The sequence below is a fragment of the Tunturiibacter gelidiferens genome (genome assembly GCF_051013345.1).
Lineage (GTDB): Bacteria > Acidobacteriota > Terriglobia > Terriglobales > Acidobacteriaceae > Edaphobacter > Edaphobacter gelidiferens_A.
This window is the reverse complement of sequence record NZ_CP132939.1, coordinates 2,722,273-2,739,839: the sequence shown is the minus strand read 5'-3', so window position 1 is coordinate 2,739,839 and position 17,567 is coordinate 2,722,273. Positions and strand designations below refer to the sequence as shown.

At 56.2% G+C, this 17,567-nt stretch carries 20 protein-coding genes, 1 pseudogene and 1 riboswitch; of the genes and pseudogenes, 9 read left to right on the top strand and 12 right to left on the bottom strand.

Annotated elements, in window-relative coordinates:
- Positions 1 to 26: 26 nt before the first annotated feature.
- A complete protein-coding gene (locus RBB80_RS13455; protein WP_433968712.1) occupies positions 27 to 491 on the top strand; it encodes a hypothetical protein in 465 nt (154 codons plus the stop codon).
- Between the two features lie 23 nt (positions 492 to 514).
- Positions 515 to 736, top strand: coding sequence for a hypothetical protein (locus RBB80_RS13450; RefSeq protein WP_433968711.1), 222 nt, complete (start codon positions 515 to 517; stop codon positions 734 to 736).
- Positions 737 to 761: 25 nt separating this feature from the next.
- Here RBB80_RS13450 and RBB80_RS13445 read toward each other — a convergent pair whose 3' ends face one another.
- Entirely contained in the window at positions 762 to 1,646 is an 885-nt protein-coding gene (locus RBB80_RS13445) for a deoxyribonuclease IV (RefSeq protein ID WP_433968710.1), read from the bottom strand.
- 167 nt (positions 1,647 to 1,813) lie between these two features.
- Here RBB80_RS13445 and RBB80_RS13440 point away from each other — a divergent pair, with 167 nt between their 5' ends.
- Positions 1,814 to 2,254: a DUF6526 family protein gene (locus RBB80_RS13440; RefSeq protein WP_433968708.1), complete on the top strand. Its 441-nt coding sequence runs from the start codon at positions 1,814 to 1,816 to the stop codon at positions 2,252 to 2,254.
- Between the two features lie 72 nt (positions 2,255 to 2,326).
- Here RBB80_RS13440 and RBB80_RS13435 read toward each other — a convergent pair whose 3' ends face one another.
- Together RBB80_RS13435 and RBB80_RS13430 are read right to left on the bottom strand one after the other, a co-directional pair.
- Positions 2,327 to 2,956, bottom strand: coding sequence for an NAD(P)-dependent oxidoreductase (locus RBB80_RS13435; protein WP_433968706.1), 630 nt, complete (start codon positions 2,954 to 2,956; stop codon positions 2,327 to 2,329).
- Between the two features lie 82 nt (positions 2,957 to 3,038).
- Positions 3,039 to 3,665, bottom strand: coding sequence for an FMN-dependent NADH-azoreductase (locus tag RBB80_RS13430; RefSeq protein ID WP_433968704.1), 627 nt, complete (start codon positions 3,663 to 3,665; stop codon positions 3,039 to 3,041).
- 118 nt (positions 3,666 to 3,783) lie between these two features.
- Here RBB80_RS13430 and RBB80_RS13425 point away from each other — a divergent pair, with 118 nt between their 5' ends.
- From RBB80_RS13425 to RBB80_RS13410, 4 genes are all read left to right on the top strand, one after another.
- Complete coding sequence (locus RBB80_RS13425; protein WP_433968703.1) at positions 3,784 to 4,419, top strand: TetR/AcrR family transcriptional regulator; 636 nt, start codon at positions 3,784 to 3,786, stop codon at positions 4,417 to 4,419.
- A 485-nt stretch (positions 4,420 to 4,904) separates the two neighbouring features.
- Positions 4,905 to 5,303: a hypothetical protein gene (locus RBB80_RS13420; protein ID WP_433968702.1), complete on the top strand. Its 399-nt coding sequence runs from the start codon at positions 4,905 to 4,907 to the stop codon at positions 5,301 to 5,303.
- A 13-nt stretch (positions 5,304 to 5,316) separates the two neighbouring features.
- Positions 5,317 to 5,904 carry a hypothetical protein gene (locus RBB80_RS13415; protein WP_433968700.1) on the top strand — a complete coding sequence of 196 codons (588 nt, stop codon included), beginning with the start codon at positions 5,317 to 5,319 and terminating at the stop codon, positions 5,902 to 5,904.
- A 34-nt stretch (positions 5,905 to 5,938) separates the two neighbouring features.
- Positions 5,939 to 6,481, top strand: a complete 543-nt coding sequence (locus tag RBB80_RS13410; RefSeq protein WP_433968699.1) for a hypothetical protein — start codon at positions 5,939 to 5,941, stop codon at positions 6,479 to 6,481.
- An 81-nt stretch (positions 6,482 to 6,562) separates the two neighbouring features.
- On the opposite strand, the gene RBB80_RS13405 is transcribed toward RBB80_RS13410, so the two are convergent.
- Positions 6,563 to 8,275 (bottom strand): VWA domain-containing protein, encoded by a 1,713-nt coding sequence (locus RBB80_RS13405; protein ID WP_433968697.1) that lies wholly within the window; start codon positions 8,273 to 8,275, stop codon positions 6,563 to 6,565.
- Positions 8,272 to 11,781, bottom strand: a complete 3,510-nt coding sequence (locus RBB80_RS13400; protein WP_433969660.1) for a cobaltochelatase subunit CobN — start codon at positions 11,779 to 11,781, stop codon at positions 8,272 to 8,274. The genes RBB80_RS13405 and RBB80_RS13400 overlap by 4 nt, the downstream gene beginning before the upstream one ends.
- On the opposite strand from RBB80_RS13400, the gene RBB80_RS13395 reads away from it, so the two are divergent.
- Positions 11,752 to 12,063, top strand: a complete 312-nt coding sequence (locus RBB80_RS13395; protein WP_433970164.1) for a hypothetical protein — start codon at positions 11,752 to 11,754, stop codon at positions 12,061 to 12,063. The two genes, RBB80_RS13400 and RBB80_RS13395, sit on opposite strands and share 30 nt — an antisense overlap.
- Positions 12,064 to 12,152: 89 nt before the next feature.
- On the opposite strand, the gene RBB80_RS13390 is transcribed toward RBB80_RS13395, so the two are convergent.
- The 7 genes and pseudogenes from RBB80_RS13390 to ndk form a co-directional block, all read right to left on the bottom strand.
- Positions 12,153 to 12,629: a hypothetical protein gene (locus tag RBB80_RS13390; protein WP_433968695.1), complete on the bottom strand. Its 477-nt coding sequence runs from the start codon at positions 12,627 to 12,629 to the stop codon at positions 12,153 to 12,155.
- Positions 12,630 to 12,732: 103 nt separating this feature from the next.
- Positions 12,733 to 12,927: riboswitch (cobalamin riboswitch) on the bottom strand.
- 79 nt (positions 12,928 to 13,006) lie between these two features.
- Entirely contained in the window at positions 13,007 to 13,339 is a 333-nt protein-coding gene (locus tag RBB80_RS13385) for a CoA-transferase (RefSeq protein ID WP_433968694.1), read from the bottom strand.
- Positions 13,227 to 13,603: pseudogene (locus tag RBB80_RS13380) on the bottom strand (CoA-transferase). Before RBB80_RS13380 ends, RBB80_RS13385 begins: the two are co-directional and overlap by 113 nt.
- A gap of 56 nt (positions 13,604 to 13,659) precedes the next feature.
- The gene (locus RBB80_RS13375) at positions 13,660 to 14,364 is read right to left on the bottom strand and encodes a CoA transferase subunit A (RefSeq protein ID WP_433968692.1); all 705 of its coding nucleotides are present in this window, start codon (positions 14,362 to 14,364) and stop codon (positions 13,660 to 13,662) included.
- A gap of 51 nt (positions 14,365 to 14,415) precedes the next feature.
- Positions 14,416 to 15,519 (bottom strand): aldose epimerase family protein, encoded by a 1,104-nt coding sequence (locus RBB80_RS13370; RefSeq protein ID WP_433968690.1) that lies wholly within the window; start codon positions 15,517 to 15,519, stop codon positions 14,416 to 14,418.
- 259 nt (positions 15,520 to 15,778) lie between these two features.
- Entirely contained in the window at positions 15,779 to 16,417 is a 639-nt protein-coding gene (locus RBB80_RS13365) for an HAD family hydrolase (protein WP_433968688.1), read from the bottom strand.
- A 95-nt stretch (positions 16,418 to 16,512) separates the two neighbouring features.
- Positions 16,513 to 16,929, bottom strand: coding sequence for a nucleoside-diphosphate kinase (gene ndk / locus RBB80_RS13360; protein WP_183791874.1), 417 nt, complete (start codon positions 16,927 to 16,929; stop codon positions 16,513 to 16,515).
- Between the two features lie 100 nt (positions 16,930 to 17,029).
- Between ndk and RBB80_RS13355 the strand changes: the two genes are divergently transcribed.
- Positions 17,030 to 17,197, top strand: a complete 168-nt coding sequence (locus RBB80_RS13355) for a hypothetical protein (protein ID WP_433968687.1) — start codon at positions 17,030 to 17,032, stop codon at positions 17,195 to 17,197.
- Positions 17,198 to 17,567: the final 370 nt, after the last annotated feature.

Here is a 17,567-nt window from a genome sequence, read left to right as displayed (position 1 = left end):
AGCCAGCGTCTTACAAGGAACAACACGTGTCGCAATTTGCCATTCGCGAAGCATTCGCTCCGATAAAAAAATTACTTCCCGCCTGGCTGTCGAACCCCATCCGGAACAGCTTCACCGCGATCCTCACTCCCATTCTTTACAGCGTCCGCACCGGTCACTTTCGTAGCAGCCTGAAGATGGCTGCCGTATCCCGGCATGGCGAACCCATCCCCTGGTACACCTACCCAACCCTGGACTTTCTCAGCGCCCGCAACTACACCAGCAAAACAATCCTCGAGTTCGGAGGCGGACAATCCACATTGTGGTGGTCGTCACGCGCAAAGCATGTCGTTACCTTCGAAGGAAAGAAAGACTGGCACGATCGCATCGCTTCCGGCCTGCCCGCCAACGTCGAGCTGCACTACGTACAAAAAACACCCCCAGCACCGACGCAGCGCAAGTCGCTCAAATCCTCTCCACGAAGACAATCGCCCGCTATGACGTCATCGTAATCGACGGCCTCACCCGCTCTCAAATGATCGACATCGCCTGCGAACGTCTGGCCCCGGACGGAATCATCATCTGCGACAACTCCGAAGGCTACGGCTTCTACGAAGGATTCAAAGACAAGGGCCTCGACCGCGTCGACTTCTTCGGCAACGCCCCAGGCGTCGTCCTTCCCCACTGCACCTCCATCTACTTCAAATCCACATCCTTCGTCTTCAGCCCTTCGATTCCAATCGATCTCCCAAAGTAAAGGTCGCCACCACTACGATACCGTCTCAGCCCGCCGCCAGCGTCCGCAACACCCCAACATTCCTTGCCTCATCCCCCGGAGCGTCCACCGGCGTCTCCGCAATAAACGCCGCATGCGCAAACCGCTCATCGTGCAGCAGACGCCGGAACACCTCCGCCCCAATCGTCCCTTCTCCAATATGCTCGTGCCGGTCCAGCTTCGAGCCCATCGCCGCCTTCGCATCGTTGCAGTGCCACACCTTCACCGCATCGAAGCCCACCGTATCCTTCACCAGCAGCATCGTCTCCAAATAACCATCCGGCGACACCAGGTCATACCCCGCCACATGCACATGGCATGTATCCAGGCACACTCCCACCGGCGCACACGGCTTCAGCGTCTCCACCAGCTCCGCCACCTGCTCCAGCTTTCCTCCCAGTGAAAACTCCGCGCCCGCCGTATTCTCAATCAAAATTTTGAAGTCCTTCCCCTGCCACGGCACCCCATCAATCGCCTTCTCGATCGACTCGGCCGCCAACCGCAACCCCTCCTCGCGCGTCAGCCCCTTCCAGCTCCCCGGATGCAGCACCAGGTACTCCGCCCCCAGCGCCAGCGCACGCTCCACCTCCCCACGAAACGCGCCCACGCTACTGGTCCGCACACTCTCCGTCTGGCTGCAGAGATTGATCAGGTAACTCGCATGGAACGACACCGGCCCCACATCATGCTTCGCCCTCAGCTCGCGCATCTTCTTCGCGTCGTCCGGCTTCACCGTAGCCGCCCGCCACTGTCGCGGACTTGAAGAAAAAATCTGAAACGTATTCGCTCCCGCCGCCACTGCGCGCTCCACCGCAGTCCACGTCCCTCCCGCAGTCCCCACATGCACGCCAATCCGCTTCTTCCCCGTCTTTGCGATAGCTGAACTCTTCATCCCTCAAGGCTACCCCACCCGCCTTGCTCTTGCTGGAGGGTTGCTTGTTCTTTTGTTGTCATCCCGCAGGGATTCTGCTTCTGTCGTTGTTCTCGCTTTCAGGCACCCAAAACACGCAAGGGTGCTATGCTGGCCCCGCCATCATTTCGCGCAAAGAGGACTCGCTCATGCCAGCCCCGCAAAACTTCAAAAATTACACGCGTCGCGACCCGCTCTTCCACTTCATTCTCGCCCCCCTGCTTCTGCTCAACTTCGCATTCTCCATCTACATCACCGTCCACAACTGGCCCTCCTACCAGCACACCCATCTCTGGCAGATCGTCATGTCCGTCGTCTTCCTCCTCATAGCCGAGCGCGCCCGCAGCTATGCCCTAAAAAATCAGGACCGCATCATCCGCCTCGAAGAGCGCCTCCGCCTCCAGGCTCTGCTCCCCGCCGCCGACCGCTCTCACATCGACGAGCTGACCGTCCCCCAGCTCATCGCCCTCCGCTTCGCCTCCGACGCCGAACTCCCCGATCTCGCCCGCCGCGCCCTCACCAAAAACATGGACCCCAAGGCCATCAAGGAAGCCATCGTCAACTGGCGCCCCGACCACCAGCGCCTATAGCTATCGCACCAAAGAAAAGAGGCGGCCACATCAGCCGCCCCTAAAGCTATCTTCCGAGATCGGTATCCGAGCTCAGTATCCAACCGAAAACGATGACCGTTCATGCGCCGGCTTCTCAAGCTCATCCACCAATGCAATCGCATAATCTGCGAAAGAGATCTTGCTCTCTCCCTTCGCATCCGAGACAAGCTCTTTCGTTCCCAGCCGAAATTTACCAGTCCGCGGTCCCGGCACGAAGTACGCCCCAGGACTCAGATACGTCCAGTTGATATCAGACTTCCGCAGCACCTCCAGCGCCTTCTCATGCGAGGTGGCAATCGGCAAATACTCCGCCGGAAGATATCCCGACTTGATCAGAGTGACTCCAGGCGCAACCTCCAGCAAGCCAGCCCCACCAACCACCACCAGCCGCCCTGCTCCCGCCTTCTTCACCGCGGCAATCTGTCGCTCGGTCACGCTAACAATCGCATCCGTATCGTCCTGCGGAGGAGCGTAAGCGCTCACCACGGCATCCGCGCCTTTGACGATCGCCGCTATCGCGTCCACGTTGGAAAGATCGTCCGCTTTGGTCGTCACTCCCTGCTCCGCCTTCAGCGAATCCACCTTACGCGCTACCGCAGTCACTTTGTGTCCACGCGTAATCAGCTCCTTCACAATCTCACTGCCCGAATTTCCTGTCGCTCCGTACACCACAACGTTCATCTCAACCTCCTGAACCTTCCAAATCGTTACTACTCCAGTCTTCAGATGCGGCCCGGCAACAAACCGGACCGCATACTGATGTTTACGCCGCCACGAACTGCGAACGGATCGCCTCAACATGCGGCTGCAGGAACGCAGCCCGATCCAGCCCGTGCATCAACGCAGCAGCGCCGCCAGCCGACAGGAAACTCGTATCCGTCACCCCAAGGAAACCAAACACCGACCGCAGATAAGGCTCAACATGGTTGAACGAAGCCATCGCCGTCCCCGCGTTATAAGCCCCACCGGAGGCCACCAGAAACGCAGCCTTCTTGCCCTGCAGCAGACCCTTCGGCGTTCCGTCCGCATACGAAAACGACTCGCCCACACGGGCAATCTGATCAATCCACAGCTTCAGCACCGAAGGGACCGCGAAGTTGTGCATGGGCACGCCAAAGACATACTCATCGGCCGCTTTCAATTCGCCGAGCAACGTATCCGACAACGCGAGGGCCTGGTTCTGCTCAGGGGTGCGAGCATCCTTGGGCGTATACGCAGCCCCAACCCAGGCAGCATCGATCGTCTTCAGATCGCTCGAGGCGAGGTCGCGAGTGATCACTCTCCCGTTCGGGTTCGCCTGCTTCCAGTTCTGAACGAACTCCTCGGAAAGATGGCGGGAGACCGAGGTCTCGTGAAAGGGGCTGGAATTAACAACTAGCAAAGTGGGCATGGCAAAATCTCCTATACGACATCTGACGTTTAAACAGCTTGTGTCGATTCAGAAAAACACGACAAATGTCGTTTAAGCAAGCAATGTCGTCAAAACCGAGTAAAATAGGCTCAGTCGTATGTCCAGCTCTCCAGCAAAACTCGCCGAGATTCCGGAACTGATGCCGGAGAAGACGATGGATCCGCGCATCCTCAGAACGCGCAAGCTTCTCCAGCAGGCCCTCGTCACCCTCATGAAAAATAAGGAGTTTGACAGCATCTCGGTGCAGGACATCGCCGAAGCCGCCACCATCAACCGCGCCACCTTCTACGACCATTACCCCGACAAGTTCGCCCTGCTCGAGTGCACCGTAGGCACCCGCTTCAACGAACTGCTTTCCGCCCGCGGAGTCACCTTCAACGGCACCTGCGACTCCGCCCTCCGTGCCATCGTCCTGGGTGTCTGCGACTTCATCGCCTCGGCACAGCTCCCCTGTTCCGAACGCCCCGGACAGATGGAGCCCCACATGGAGTCCGCTGTCATCGCTGTCGTCCGCCACATGCTCCTCGAAGGTCTCGAAAAACATCCCTCCGCCGCACCAACCTCGCCTCAGATGATCGCGGCCACCGCCGCATGGGCAATCTACGGCGCCGCCAGAGAGTGGGCCCAAACCCCCAACCGCCGCCCCTCCAGCGAGATCGTCGACACCATCGTCACTCTGGTCCACCCAGTCATGGCCCTGATCGACAACAGCCAACACCCCACCCCAGCCTGAGAACCCGTCCAGAACTTTAGTCGAGCATCTCTGTGCACCCCGCCACCGCCCGTGACCTGCGCAAAACTCTTATTGCACCACCGCCCGAGACCTGCGCAAACTCTTATTGAAGTGTCATCTCGACCGGAGCCGTGCGGTCTTATCGCACGGCGTAGTGGATAGACCCCCGCATTCCTCACCCCGCCACCCGCGCCCGAGACCTGCGCAAACTCTTATTGCACCACCCCCGAGAACTGCGCAAAACTCTTATTGAAGTGTCATCTCGACCGGAGCCGTGCGGTCTTATCGCACGGCGTAGTGGAGAGACCCCCGCATTCCTCACCCCCAACCGCCCGAGACCATCTCGCATCGGTCACTAAGACAGCGCGGATGCGACTTTCGAATCTCTTGCGCCGCCAGCCGGTCCTGGTCAGTAATGGCGCAAAAACGCTGTCAAGCCCCAAATTCACCTAAGTCGCTCATGGCAAAGAGCATTTGGTTGGCGCATGAGTTCTGCTCGCACTTCTATAATGGAATCAGAGCAAAAAGGGTTTGATCTCCGGCCCATGTCTTTTCACCCAAACACAAGTTTTATCGAAAAGGGCCCGCTGGCGGAGGTACGAGCAAACCTGCAAGTTGCACAAAACAAGTATTTTGTGAATAAACCACCTGCAATCAATATTTTGCAGGCACCTGCCGCTTGCAAACTCATGAAAATAAAAGACTTCGCTGCAGGATACCCTGGGGGAGGGGAGGGTCAAAAGAGACTCGGATTTGGAAAGAACGTGAAACAAGAACCGGAACCCACACCACGAAATCGGCACAACGGACCAGCGAAACACCACGAAAAGACCGCAAAAGAACACGTCTTGCAACCATTTTTGCCCCGATGCGTTTTACCATAGAAAAATGACCGTAGTGGAAGATCAAAAAGACCAGCAATCGACCGGACACGCGTCCAAATACACCCGCAACAACCCCTTCCTCTCCACCGTGACCTACAACCGCCTCCTTACCGGCGAGGGTTCGGAGAAGGAGACCCGCCACGTAGAGCTCACCATCGAAGAGGGCATGACCTACACCCCCGGCGACGCCGTCGGAATCATCCCCGAAAACCGCGCCATCGCCGTAGCCGAGGCCCTCGAAGCCCTCCACTTCACCGGTCGCGAGCGCGTCCTCGACCACTACAAGGTCGAAATCAGCCTTGAAGAAGCCCTCCGCACCCGCCTCGGCATCGGCAAGCTCTCCCGCGGCTCCGTAGGCCAGTATGCCAAGCTTGCACCCACCATCGAAGGCCTCAAATGCCTCGTCGGCCCGGAAAACAAGGCCCGCGCCGAGGAGTACTGCTGGGGACGCGAGTTCGTCGACCTCGCCACCGACTTCCCCAGGGTCGTCACCGACCCCCAGCAGCTCTTCAACGTCCTCCAGCGCCTCACCCCCGCATGTACTCCATCGCCTCCAGCCAAGCCATGCACAAGGACAACGTCCAGACCACCGTCCGGGTAGTCCGATACGAGTCCCACGGCCGCGACCGACAGGGGTGGCCTCCGGACACCTGGGAGACCGCGCCGGCGAAGGCACAACAATGCCGATCTTCCTTCACTCCAACAACAACTTCCGCCTACCCGAAGACACCACCATGCCGGTCATCATGATCGGCCCCGGCACCGGTATCGCCCCCTTCCGCGCCTTCCTCGAAGAGCGCCAGGCCACCGGCCAGACCGGCGACAACTGGCTCTTCTTCGGCGAACAGCGCGAAGCCATGGACTTTCTTTATAAAGATCAGTTCCAGTCCATGCACAAGGACGGCGTCCTCACCCGCCTCGACACCGCCTTCTCCCGCGACCAGGCCCGTAAGGTTTATGTCCAGGATCGGATGCAAGAGCGTTGTAAGGAACTCTACGAGTGGCTGGAGCGGGGAGCCTACTTTTACGTCTGCGGCGACGCTACCCGCATGGCCAAGGACGTAGAAACCGCATTGCTCGACGTCATCGCCAGGGGCTCGAACGGCACCCTCGATCATGCCGCCGAGTACCTGGCCACCATGAAAAAACAAAAGCGCTACCAGCGAGACGTCTACTAAAAGCCCCAGGGCGGCGCGGCAGAATTTGCCCGGATACGTCGCGTCGCCTATCCCATCTCCAAAACATAAGAGTTCGCAATTTTATCGACCAACACTGTTTTTGAGCAGAACGGCAAAATCATATCCTGCTTCAAACTCTGACAGGCTAATGCACTCCGCCCGCATAGTGTCAGCAAGTTCTTTCGCTTTACCGAACGCGTTATTGCTCGACTCGGTGTCGACGACTAAGCCGGGACATTGAATCTTAGCCGCCGCCTGCAACGCGTCGTCCCAGGCGTCATTACTGCCGTAAGGAACATTTGCGCGTCCATCGGTGACAAGCAATAAAAGCGTTTCGGGGGTTACAAATTGATTTGCCAGTTCGAGAGCATGAGCAAGCGGGGTACGGCCGCCTGTCGGCAAATACTCCAGAGCAGCGAGGACCGTCGCTACGTCGCTTGTAGGAGCAACTAGAATCTCAGCAGATTCTCCCCGAAATACGATCACTGCTACCTCGTCACGACGCCGCAGAGAACGTTCAATGAGACCGGCCACTGCGCCCTTGACCATCCTCATCCGTTCGTGCGCAGCATGCGATCCGCTCGAATCCACAACAAACAAGAATCGGGATGCGACTAATGGCTCACGCATCTTCTCATATAAGTCCTGCGGACGTGGGCTCGGTTGGCCGGTCTGTATGACAGCTTCCAGTACGGAAAGACGAGAATCCAGTTCGCCAGGCCTCTCGTTCTTTCTCGTTCTGACAACTGGCCCCGGCGCTTGCCCTTTGCGCCCACCCGTTGTTCCGCTTCTACTATCGTCCACGGTCCAACGCAACTCGGGCGTTCTGACTGACAGGGAAGAAAAGCGCTGTTGGGTCATTTCGTCTGTCCCCTCATTCTCCTTACCCGGCGGCGGTGTTTGGGGCAATAGTGACGCGGGCGTCTGGGGAAAGGGTGGCCTGTGAGGCGAACGCGTCATGCGATGAGCCAAGGCGAGCGGCAATACTGCAACAATGTGTTCCGCCGTGACCTCTTCACAACCCAGCATAGCGGCCTGTGCGCAGCTGGCCCGCGCTATGGCGAGATCTGCACGAAGAGATATGACCCCATGCTCGCAAACGATCGTACTGATCTGCTCCAACATAGCAGTAGGACATCGCACAGACGAGAGCATCACCCTCGCAGCTGCGATACGCTGCTGAAGATAGGTCTGCTGCTCCATCCACTGGGCTACGAAATGTGAAGGATCGGTGTCATAAGACATGCGCCGTTCAACGACTTCCCGTCTTTCGGTAGCCGATCCGATGGCAATAATATCGGCAACGAGGGCAAACCTGTCGAGCAACTGCGGCCGCAGCAATCCCTCTTCTGGATTCATGCTTCCCATTAAGACGAATCGTGCTTCCTGAACTGCGCTAAAACCTTCTCGCTCGACGGTGCTTACACCCGTCGCAGCCGCATCCAACAGCGCGTCGGCAAGATGATCAGGCAACAGATTGACCTCGTCGACATAAAGAACACCGCCGTTCGCTTCTGCCACCAGTCCCGGCCGAAGCGCTGGTTCACCCTTCAACGTTCTTCCCAAATCCATTCCGCCAAGAAGACGGTCCTCCGTAATCCCTATTGGAAGATTGACGAAGCGGCCGGGCTTCGGAAGCAATTCGGCGAGGCCTCTCGCTGTCGTGGTCTTTCCCGCGCCTTTGTCTCCACGTAACAGCACTCCCAAGCGCCAATCTACAGCGGCCAGCAGCAACGCCATTTTCATCTGCTCCTGGCCGACAATCGCGGCGAACGGATAAGCTGGACGGGTCATACCGCGCTCCTTCTCATCTCACCGCGTGCCTCCAAAAGCGTTTCGCTGTCGAACAGAACTCCACGTAAGGCGTCGAGTGTCTCCGGTTTTGCGTCTTCCCATAGTCCACGTTCATTCGCTTCGAGCAAACGTTCGGCGATCGCATTCAACGCCCAAGGATTTGATTGTTTCAGAAAATCCTGCGTATCAGCGTCGAGCGCATATTCTTTGGCGAGCCCTTCATAGATAAAGTCTGGGGCTACGTGCGCCGTCGCGTCGAAGCCGAAAATATAGTCGACGGTCGCTGTTAGCTCCAGCCCACCTTTGTAACCGTGGCGCTTGATGCTGTCGATCCATTTCGGGTTGATCACGCGCGAGCGATAGACACGCAGCGCTTCTTCGCGCAGGTCGCGCACGCGGACAGCATCCGGGCGGGAGCTATCACCAAAGTAAGCCTTGGGTTGTACCCCGGTAAGTGCGCGGATTGTCGCCACCATACCGCCGTGGAATTGGAAATAATCATCAGAGTCAAAGATGTCGTGCTCGCGGTTGTCCTGGTTATGCACCGCGACCTGTACGCTTTTCAGCCGTTCCGAAAATATGCCCCGTGCATCCACACCGTTTGCTGTCTTACCATACGCGTAGCCACCCCATTCGAGAAATACTCGCGCAATATCCGCGTCCTCCTTCCAATGACGCGTCTCCATCAACGCCTGAACACCCGTGCCGTAGGTGCCAGGTTTCGCACCAAAGATTCGATATTTTGCGGATGCTTCCGCTTCTTCGACACCCTGATCTCTATTTTTCTCGATGTCACGCAGATAGTGCCTTTTGACGAAATTCATCTCCAACGGCTCATCTTGCTGAATGACGAGCGCTACCGCGTCGTCGATCATGTCAATGAGATGAGGGAACGCGTCACGGAAGAATCCGCTGATTCGAAGCGTGACATCAATGCGCGGACGACCGAGCTTTTCCAGCGGAATTAGGGTGATTCCCTCCGGCCTCCTCGACTGTTTGTTCCATACAGGCTGCACACCAAGTAGCGCCAGAACCTCGCTAACGTCGTCACCATGCGTACGCATCTGCGAAGTACCCCATGCGCTGAGCCCTACTGTCTCGGGGTACTGATCTTCCTCCGCACGGTAGCGCTCTATCGCCTCACGAGCAAGCTGCTGACCCACCCGCCACGAAGCTTCAGAGGGAAGCGCTCGTGGATCGACCGCGTAGAAATTCCTACCAGTGGGAAGAATGTGCGCCATCCCGCGTGTGGGTGCCCCGGCAGGCCCCGCTGGGACGTAGCGGCCTTCCAGAGCATCGAGGACATGTTCAACCTCTTCATTGACCCGCTCAAGATTTGGAACAATCTCCCGACAGGCGAAGGTAAGAGCTTCTGTGACTTCTTCCGAAGCAGAGCCGACAATCGCATGTTGCAGATCTTCGAGCCCATCAACACGAAAACCAAGCTCTTCAAGTCTTTTGTAGAGACCTAACGCCATTTTATCCAGCACTTCGAGTACGTCAGCATTTGTGTAACAAACAGTCTCAGACAGAGCGATTGCAACGTCGAGCTTCTTTCCTGGCTCTTCGAGAAGCGCCAGGTAGTCAAACTGTACGTTGCGGGCGATGGCATCTAAGAGACTGGGCGAACCAACGTTCGCTAATCGCGTCATGGAGAGCAGCATCTCGGGAAGCTCTGGCATATTGCCAAGAATGTGCAGACCATCGCGGATCTGCGCCATGCCAAGCTCGCATAAATACCCATCAATATCTTCAATCAGATGTGCAACTTCGCTTCCGCTCATCTCCGCAAGCGTAACCGGCACTCCTTCCGGCGTGAGTTCGTCCTCCCAATCGTGTTTATGATCGCCATGGTCGCGGGACAGCATATTCTTCAAATCGAGATCGGTCTTGAGATTCGCATCCTGAATCAACTCCCAAATCTGTTGTTGGATGAAAGGCAGCTTCGAGGGGTCCAGCTTCTCAACTGCGTAGTACTCATTCACCAATTGATTCAATGCAGCGAGCGGCCCGTACGTCTCTGCACTAGTCATAGGCGGTGTTAGATGATCCACAATTACCGCATGGCCTCTACGTTTCGACTGACTACCTTCCCCTGGATCATTAATGATGAACGGGTAGATAAGCGGCATGTCTTCGAGTAGTAGATCCGGGAAACAGTCGCCAGACAAACCAACAGATTTTCCCGGCAGCCACTCAAGCGTTCCATGCTTTCCAACATGCACGATCGCATCGGCACCCCATCCACCCTCCTCCACAGAGGTCGCCAGCCATTGGTAGAAGGCTGTGTAATGATGAGTCGGAGGAAGATCGGGAGCGTGATAAATGGCATCGGGATTCAGCCCATACCCGCGCGGCGGCTGGATTGCTATCAGTGCGTTCTCCAGACGCATTGCTGCGAACAGATAGTCATCAGTATCACTAAATGGCTCAAAGTCCATCGCAGCAATCTTAATCGCAACCTCGCTCATCAATTTCTTGTCGATCTTCGAAGACGATCGCAGCGTATAACCATGATCAGCTGGCTGCCCCCACGAATCTTTCAAACGCTTCTGTGGGACGTCAGGAAAGCGTTCGAAACGTCGGCGGTAGACCGCGCGCGAGTACCTGTGGGCGCGTGCCCCGTCGAGAGGATATACATCGTCGTACGTTCCCCGTGAAAGAAGATCGTGAATCAGATCATCGGCCGATTCCGGCAGGTCTCCGATGGAGTAGCGGCGTCCCTTCATGGCGCGCAGCAGATTTAGCAGGCTCGCCGGCGAGTCAAGACCAACCGCATTCCCGACCTGTGCAGCCTTCGTCGAAGAGTTCGTAAGAACAAACGCGACACGCTTATAAGGATTGGCTAGAATCTGGAGTCTCGCGAGCCGGGCAGCAATTCCAGCGACTCGGTCTGCCCGCTCTGGGTGGGGGACATAAAGATCGCCGGATTGGACATTCCCCCGTTCCTTAAACGAGATCGGGACGGAGATGAGGCGGCCATCAAACTCCGGAAGTGCCACATTGATCGCCGTGTCCAACGCATTTAAACCGCGCCGAGAGACCTCCCAGTTTCCCCTTGACATCCCGCTTGGGATCGCCTGAATAACCGGAACTCCCAACCTCTCTAGGATCGAAACATTCTCGCCAGCAAGTGTCACATCACCTGTGTTGATCTCGCCCAGGGCAAAAGACAACGTGGTAACAACCACATTGACGCGTCGTTCAACAAGTCGGAGCGCCGCTGGAAAACCATCATCCAGAGCCTTCATGCTCGATGTAAAGATGCAGAGTACGTTCAAGCCACGAGACTCCATGGCATCAGCAAGAGCGTCAACGAACGCAGTATTCCCGCTAAGAAGGTGAGCGCGGTAGAACAGGATGGCTGCAGTGGGCTTCGCAGGATCTGCGCGTTGGAGCCAGTCTTCGTACTCCGCATGCTCCAGATCTGGCATGTAAATCCCGTGCTCCGCAGGTGTTGAAGGCTTCTCATAGCCGTGCCCCGTCAGCAGGAGACGGTCGGACAAAAACTTCAGGCATTCCAAGATATTCGATGTTCCACCACGCTCGAAATAAGTCGTTACAGACGCGACTACGTCCAGATCGACGGTACCAGCACTGAGAAACTCAGGATTCATCTCCCCGGTTCCGCTCACTACGACGAGGAATCGATTTTGGGTAACGCACATGACACGAAGAAGCGGGAAGCCGACAACCGAATTCAATGGTCCGTGCAAACGCAGTACGATAACGCGAGCACGCGCCAAAGCTCCTTCGAGCAGCGCGGTCATTTGCTCTTCACTTCGTAGGCCGTTCAATGAGTATGGAAATACATCGATGTCTCCAGGCAGGGCAACGCGCGCGTTCTGGAGCGTAACCAGGTCGGTGTCGGCATGCGTCAAGATTGCGATGCCCTGCACTTTTGCTGTGCGATGCTCTCCGCAGAACTCGAAAATGGAGCGACTGGCCGCGCGTCCCAGTCGTAGAAGTTGAAGACATACTCAAGCAACTCGTCGGGCGGCTGTAGAAAACGATCCGCTTCCAACATTGCGTCAATGTACGAAAATATCTGCTTCACCTGCCAGGGACTGTTGACGGAATGAAACCACACCGAGCGTCCGTCAAAGACAAGACTCGCAACATTAGATAAAACACACGGTCCGAGGCATCCGGCCTTCGTAAGATGGACGGTATTGCGCATCTTCCGGCGAGTCCATTCCTCTTTGTAGGTTTCGACTGGGACCTGTGCGTAGCCGCGCTCAGTCCGCCCACAACAGCATCCTGAAAAGCAGTAGGAGAGGTGTGCGCGTCGCTGCACTATATTCACAGGACGCCCATCCGCCCGTACTACGCGCTGCCGATGCATATCAGTCAAGGTTCGCACCTCTTTCTGATGTCACGGCCGCAGGCTCGAGGTAGTAAACCCAAATGAGAAACCGCATGACAGCGATCATGCATCTTCCTGTTCTCCGCAGAAGTCTGCCGGTTACTCTCGGGTAGGTCTCCTGGCTTGGAGGTTGCAGGGTGATCTGCACGCCGCTTCACCTTCCCCGGCCATCGGGCCGAGTGGAACTTCAAAGCAGCTTTCCTCACTTACAGTGGCGGAACCGCGCCGGCTCTTCACCGGACTTCCCTGTTATGCCCTGGTGGGCACCCGAGACAGACTTCGTTATACCACAATGAATTCGCTAGAGTGTCGGGCTCGTGTAAGCGCCAATGGTGTGCCGGTACATCCGACACCAAGCGTGTGAATCATGATTTGACGGTCATCACTCGCAGATCTGGCGAAACTAATAGCCTCGCGTCGGTCCGTGCCTGCACCTCCGCGACGTCCATCCCCTCGGCGACCTCAGTCAACATCAGCCCTTCAACCGTCACGCGAATCCAGCAAAGCTCCGTGACTATATCATGCACTACACTTTGTCCGGTCAGCGGCAGCGTGCATTCTTTCAAAATCCTCGAAGCTCCATCCTTAGTCTGATGCTCCATCGCAACAATTACACGACGCGCCCCCGCCACCAGATCCATCGCGCCCCCATGCCCTTGACCATCTTTCCCGGATCGTCCAGTTCGCAAGGTTTCCATGCTCATCGACCTGCATTGCCCCAAGGATGCTCATGTCCATATGTCCACCGCGAATCATCGCGAATGACTCCTCACTCCCGAAAAATGAACACCCCGGGAGTTCCGTCACCGGCTGTTTCCCCGCGTTGATGAGGTCAGGGTCAGCGTACTCATCGGCAGGGGCGCACCGACACCCAGCATTCCATTTTCCGACTGGAACATTACATCGATACCTGCAGGCACATACCCTGCAATCATGGTCGGCAGCCCGATGCCTAAATTCACATAGAAGCCATCTTGAAACTCCTGCGCTATCCTTCGCGCAATCCGCTCCTTCCCTGTCACGCCGCACCTCCGGACTGAATGAACTTGGACTCAATCGGTTTACGATAAGCCGCGCCGACCACGATGCGATTTACATAGATCCCCGGCGTAATGATGCTGTCCGGATCAAGCTCCCCTGGCTCTACCAGTTCCTCGACTTCGGCAATCGTTAGTTTTGCGGCCGTGGCCATCGCCGGATTGAAGTTTCTCGCCGTCTTCCGATAAACCAGATTCCCTAAACGATCGCCCTTCCACGCTTTGATCAAAGCAACATCCGCGTGCAGTGCGTGCTCCAAAACGTAAGTCCTCTCTCCAATTTTGCGAGTTTCTTTACCGTCCGCCACCACAGTACCTAATCCGGTCGGCACATAAAATGCTGGAATACCCGCGCCGCCCGCGCGAATTCGTTCGGCCAACGTTCCCTGTGGTATGAGCGTTAGATCAAGCTCTTTCTTCAACACCATAGCCTCCAACCGCCGGTTTTCGCCCACATAGCTGCCGACGTGCGAAGCAATCATTCCTGCCTCCAGCATCAGTCCCATCCCAAAGCCGTCGACGCCCATGTTATTGCTGATCGTGTGTAGCCCGGTCACGCGGCGTTCGACCAGCGCAGCAATCAGATTCTCTGGAATCCCACAAAGGCCAAAGCCTCCAAGCATTACCGTCGAACCTGCGCTGATATCCGCAACTGCTTCGTATGCGGTGCGAACAACTTTATTCATCGAAGAAAATCCCCTGTGCGGCGGAAGAAAACACGCCGCGTTTATAGCCTTCTACTTGGTTTGTGTTGAGAAGGTGAAGGTAGTCGTGCTGTGCCGTACTTCGCCCGGCTTCAATTCAGTCGTCGGGAAAGCAGGATGATTCGGCGAATCCGGAAAGTGCTGCGTCTCGAGACAGAGGGCGGTGTTCTTCGCATTGCTCTGCTGCGCGCTGCCATATGCGGCACTATTGAGTGAATTGCCCGTATAGAACTGAACTCCCGGCTCAGTGGTCGTCACGGTCAAGACACGTCCGCTCGCAGGGTCGTAGACTCGGGCCGCTGTCTTTACTTCACCAGTCTTGCCGCGCAGAACCCAGTTGTGATCATAACCACCACCGATCTTCAGCTGTTCATTGTCTTCGTTGATCCGTGCACCAATAACCGTAGACTTACGAAAATCAAATGGTGTGCCCTCTACCGAAACCAACTCTCCCGTAGGAATCTGGCTCGCATTCACCGGTGTGTATTGATCAGCCGGAATCATGATCTGTTCATCAAGAATGGTCTTCTTAGGATCGCCTGAAAGGTTGAAGTACGAGTGATTGGTGAGATTAATCACGGTGTCTTTATCGGTCGAGGAGCTATAGTCGATGCGCAATGCGCCGTGATGAACCGTGTATCGTACGTGTACCGTCAGCGTTCCTGGATATCCCTGGTCGCCGTCCTTGCTCACCAACGTCATCTCCACACCATCTGCAATAGCTCGCCCTGTCCAGACCATGCGATCGAAACCCACCGTACCGCCATGGAGCGAGTTGGCGCCGTTATTGGTTGGGATCTGGTACTGATGGCCATCGAGCGAAAACTTTCCGAACGCGATGCGATTCCCATATCGTCCCACGATCGCACCAAAGTATGTCGACTTATCCGCGAGGTAGCCATCCAACGCGCTGTAGCCCAGGACCACATCGGCGATTTTGCCGTCGCGATCTGGGGTCTTGATCGAAACCACGCGCGCTCCCAGGGTCATGATGCTTGCCTCGATCCCTTCGCTCTTGAGCGTGTAAAGATCCACTGCCGTGCCATCGGGTGTTGTTCCAAATGGGGTCTTCGCCACCGAGCCGTGTGCCGCCATCACAGTTGTCATGCTAAGCAGCATAATCTTTAGCCATCTCATCGTCATTCTCCTTGCCAATTTTTCGAGCTTAGCATTCTTTATGCGGTCTGTTTGCAACGAGATATTGTTCGCTCCAGCGACCTCCGCCACTATACGTGAAGCCCTGCGAAACAGCGACAAGGGGGGCACGAATCCACTGCGGAAGGGAACAGCATCGGTCATCTGGACCGATCACATAAGCTCACGGAGTGGTCCACGAAGCGCCTGGGTCGAGATCATCGATCGATGTGTAACTTCTGCAAAACCCCTTGAGAATTACCTAATCAATGGCCGGGACAACCACCAGAGCGTTCTCACGCTCCCACGGTTGTAATATCTTCACCGAAGCCATGCCAGCGGCCGTCGCCGCCTGAATTCCCATCTCCGTATCCTCGAAAACAAGGCAGTCCTCCGGCTTCACTCCCAACCGCTTTGCCGCAAGCAGAAACGGCTCTGGATCAGGTTTGCTTCGCTCATAGTCTCCGGCACAGACCAGCGTTTCAAATTTAGTCAGAAGCCCCAGCACCTCCAGCGAAGCCGTTACAGAGTCTCGGGTGCTCCCGGATACCACCGCAAACGGGATGTGTCCGTGGCTAAACTCGATATGCTCCAGGACCTCCGGCACCGCGTTGAGCTCGTGAAGAATCTCGAAGTATAGCGCTTCCTTGCGCTTCGCCACTTCCTCCACTGGCATCGTCAAACCGTCGCGTACATTCAGGGTGGTGATAATCTCTGCGACCGGCATTCCACCCCACGCATAAAACGTCTGCTCGCCAAACTCGCAGCTCCATTCCTCCAAGACCCTCTTCCACGCTATATAGTGCAGCGGCATCGAATTGACGATCGTCCCGTCACAATCAAACAGGTAGGCCTTGAAAGTCCCCTTTGGCAACGTCAACTTCGGCAGTTCAACTCCCATCAATCTCTCCTTGTCGGTGTGCATAAAGATCAGCGGCGACGGGCGTGACCAAATTTCTGATCTCACCCGCCGCCGGCTTGCCTGAATCGGACTAACTATTTCAGCTCGTGACCGGCAAAAAAGTAGCCAATCTCAAAGGCCGCGGTATCTTCGGCATCCGAGCCGTGGATCGCGTTCTCTCCAATTGACGAGGCGAACTTCTTGCGAATGGTCCCTTCCTCAGCCTGGGCAGGGTTGGTCGCGCCCATCAGCTTGCGTAGATCGGCGATCGCATTGTCCTTCTCGAGTACCATCGGGAAGATGGGCCCGCTCGACATGAACTCCGTCAGCTCACCGAAGAACGGCCGCGCCGCGTGAACGTGGTAGAAACCCTCGGCCTGAGCCTTGGAGATCGAAAGCCGTTTGATCGAAACGATCTTAAACCCTGCCTTTTCAATCTCGGCGAGGATAGCTGCGGAGTAGCCCTTACGAACTGCGTCCGGCTTGATGATGCTGAAAGTGCGCTGTGACAACGTATTTCTCCTAGGTGAGTCTCTATTACTTAGTGTAGAACAAGGCCAGCGAACCGCGCCTGTTCGACCTTGGCTGCAACTTCTCCCTGGAGCTGGATGCATGCGGATGTTCCAAAAGACAGCTTGGATATGGTTTTTGGGCTTCGCCGCGTGGCTTGCGGACGCACTCCTCAGTCTGCGGCTGCATAACATTCTTCACGCCCGCCTCGCTCTCATGATCGCCATTGTTTTCTTCACCGCCGGGCTTTTTTATCGCCGTCAGACTTGAGGAGAAAGTGGCTCGTTCTATGCGAATTGGGACTTCCTTTGCCAGGAGCTACCCCCTGGGGGTATTTTCCGCGCAAACCATTTTATATCAGCTACTTACGAAAAGATTAAATTTGCAAAATTATCATTCTAAAGGAGTTACAGCTAAATATGTCCAGGGAAAGGGGTTACGTGCTTTCCTGCTTCGAACGCTTCTGTAGGACCCTGAAGACTTCTCGCCGTTTTTCCTGTTTATTCAGTATATCGGATTGACCCTAACTGATACGCCAAGCGGATGTGTTTGATTACAATTGTCTTACGCGAGTAAAGGGGTTGACAACGCCGCGCAAGGGATTCGGCAGGCGGTGTAGTGAAAGGCGTTCCGAGCTGCG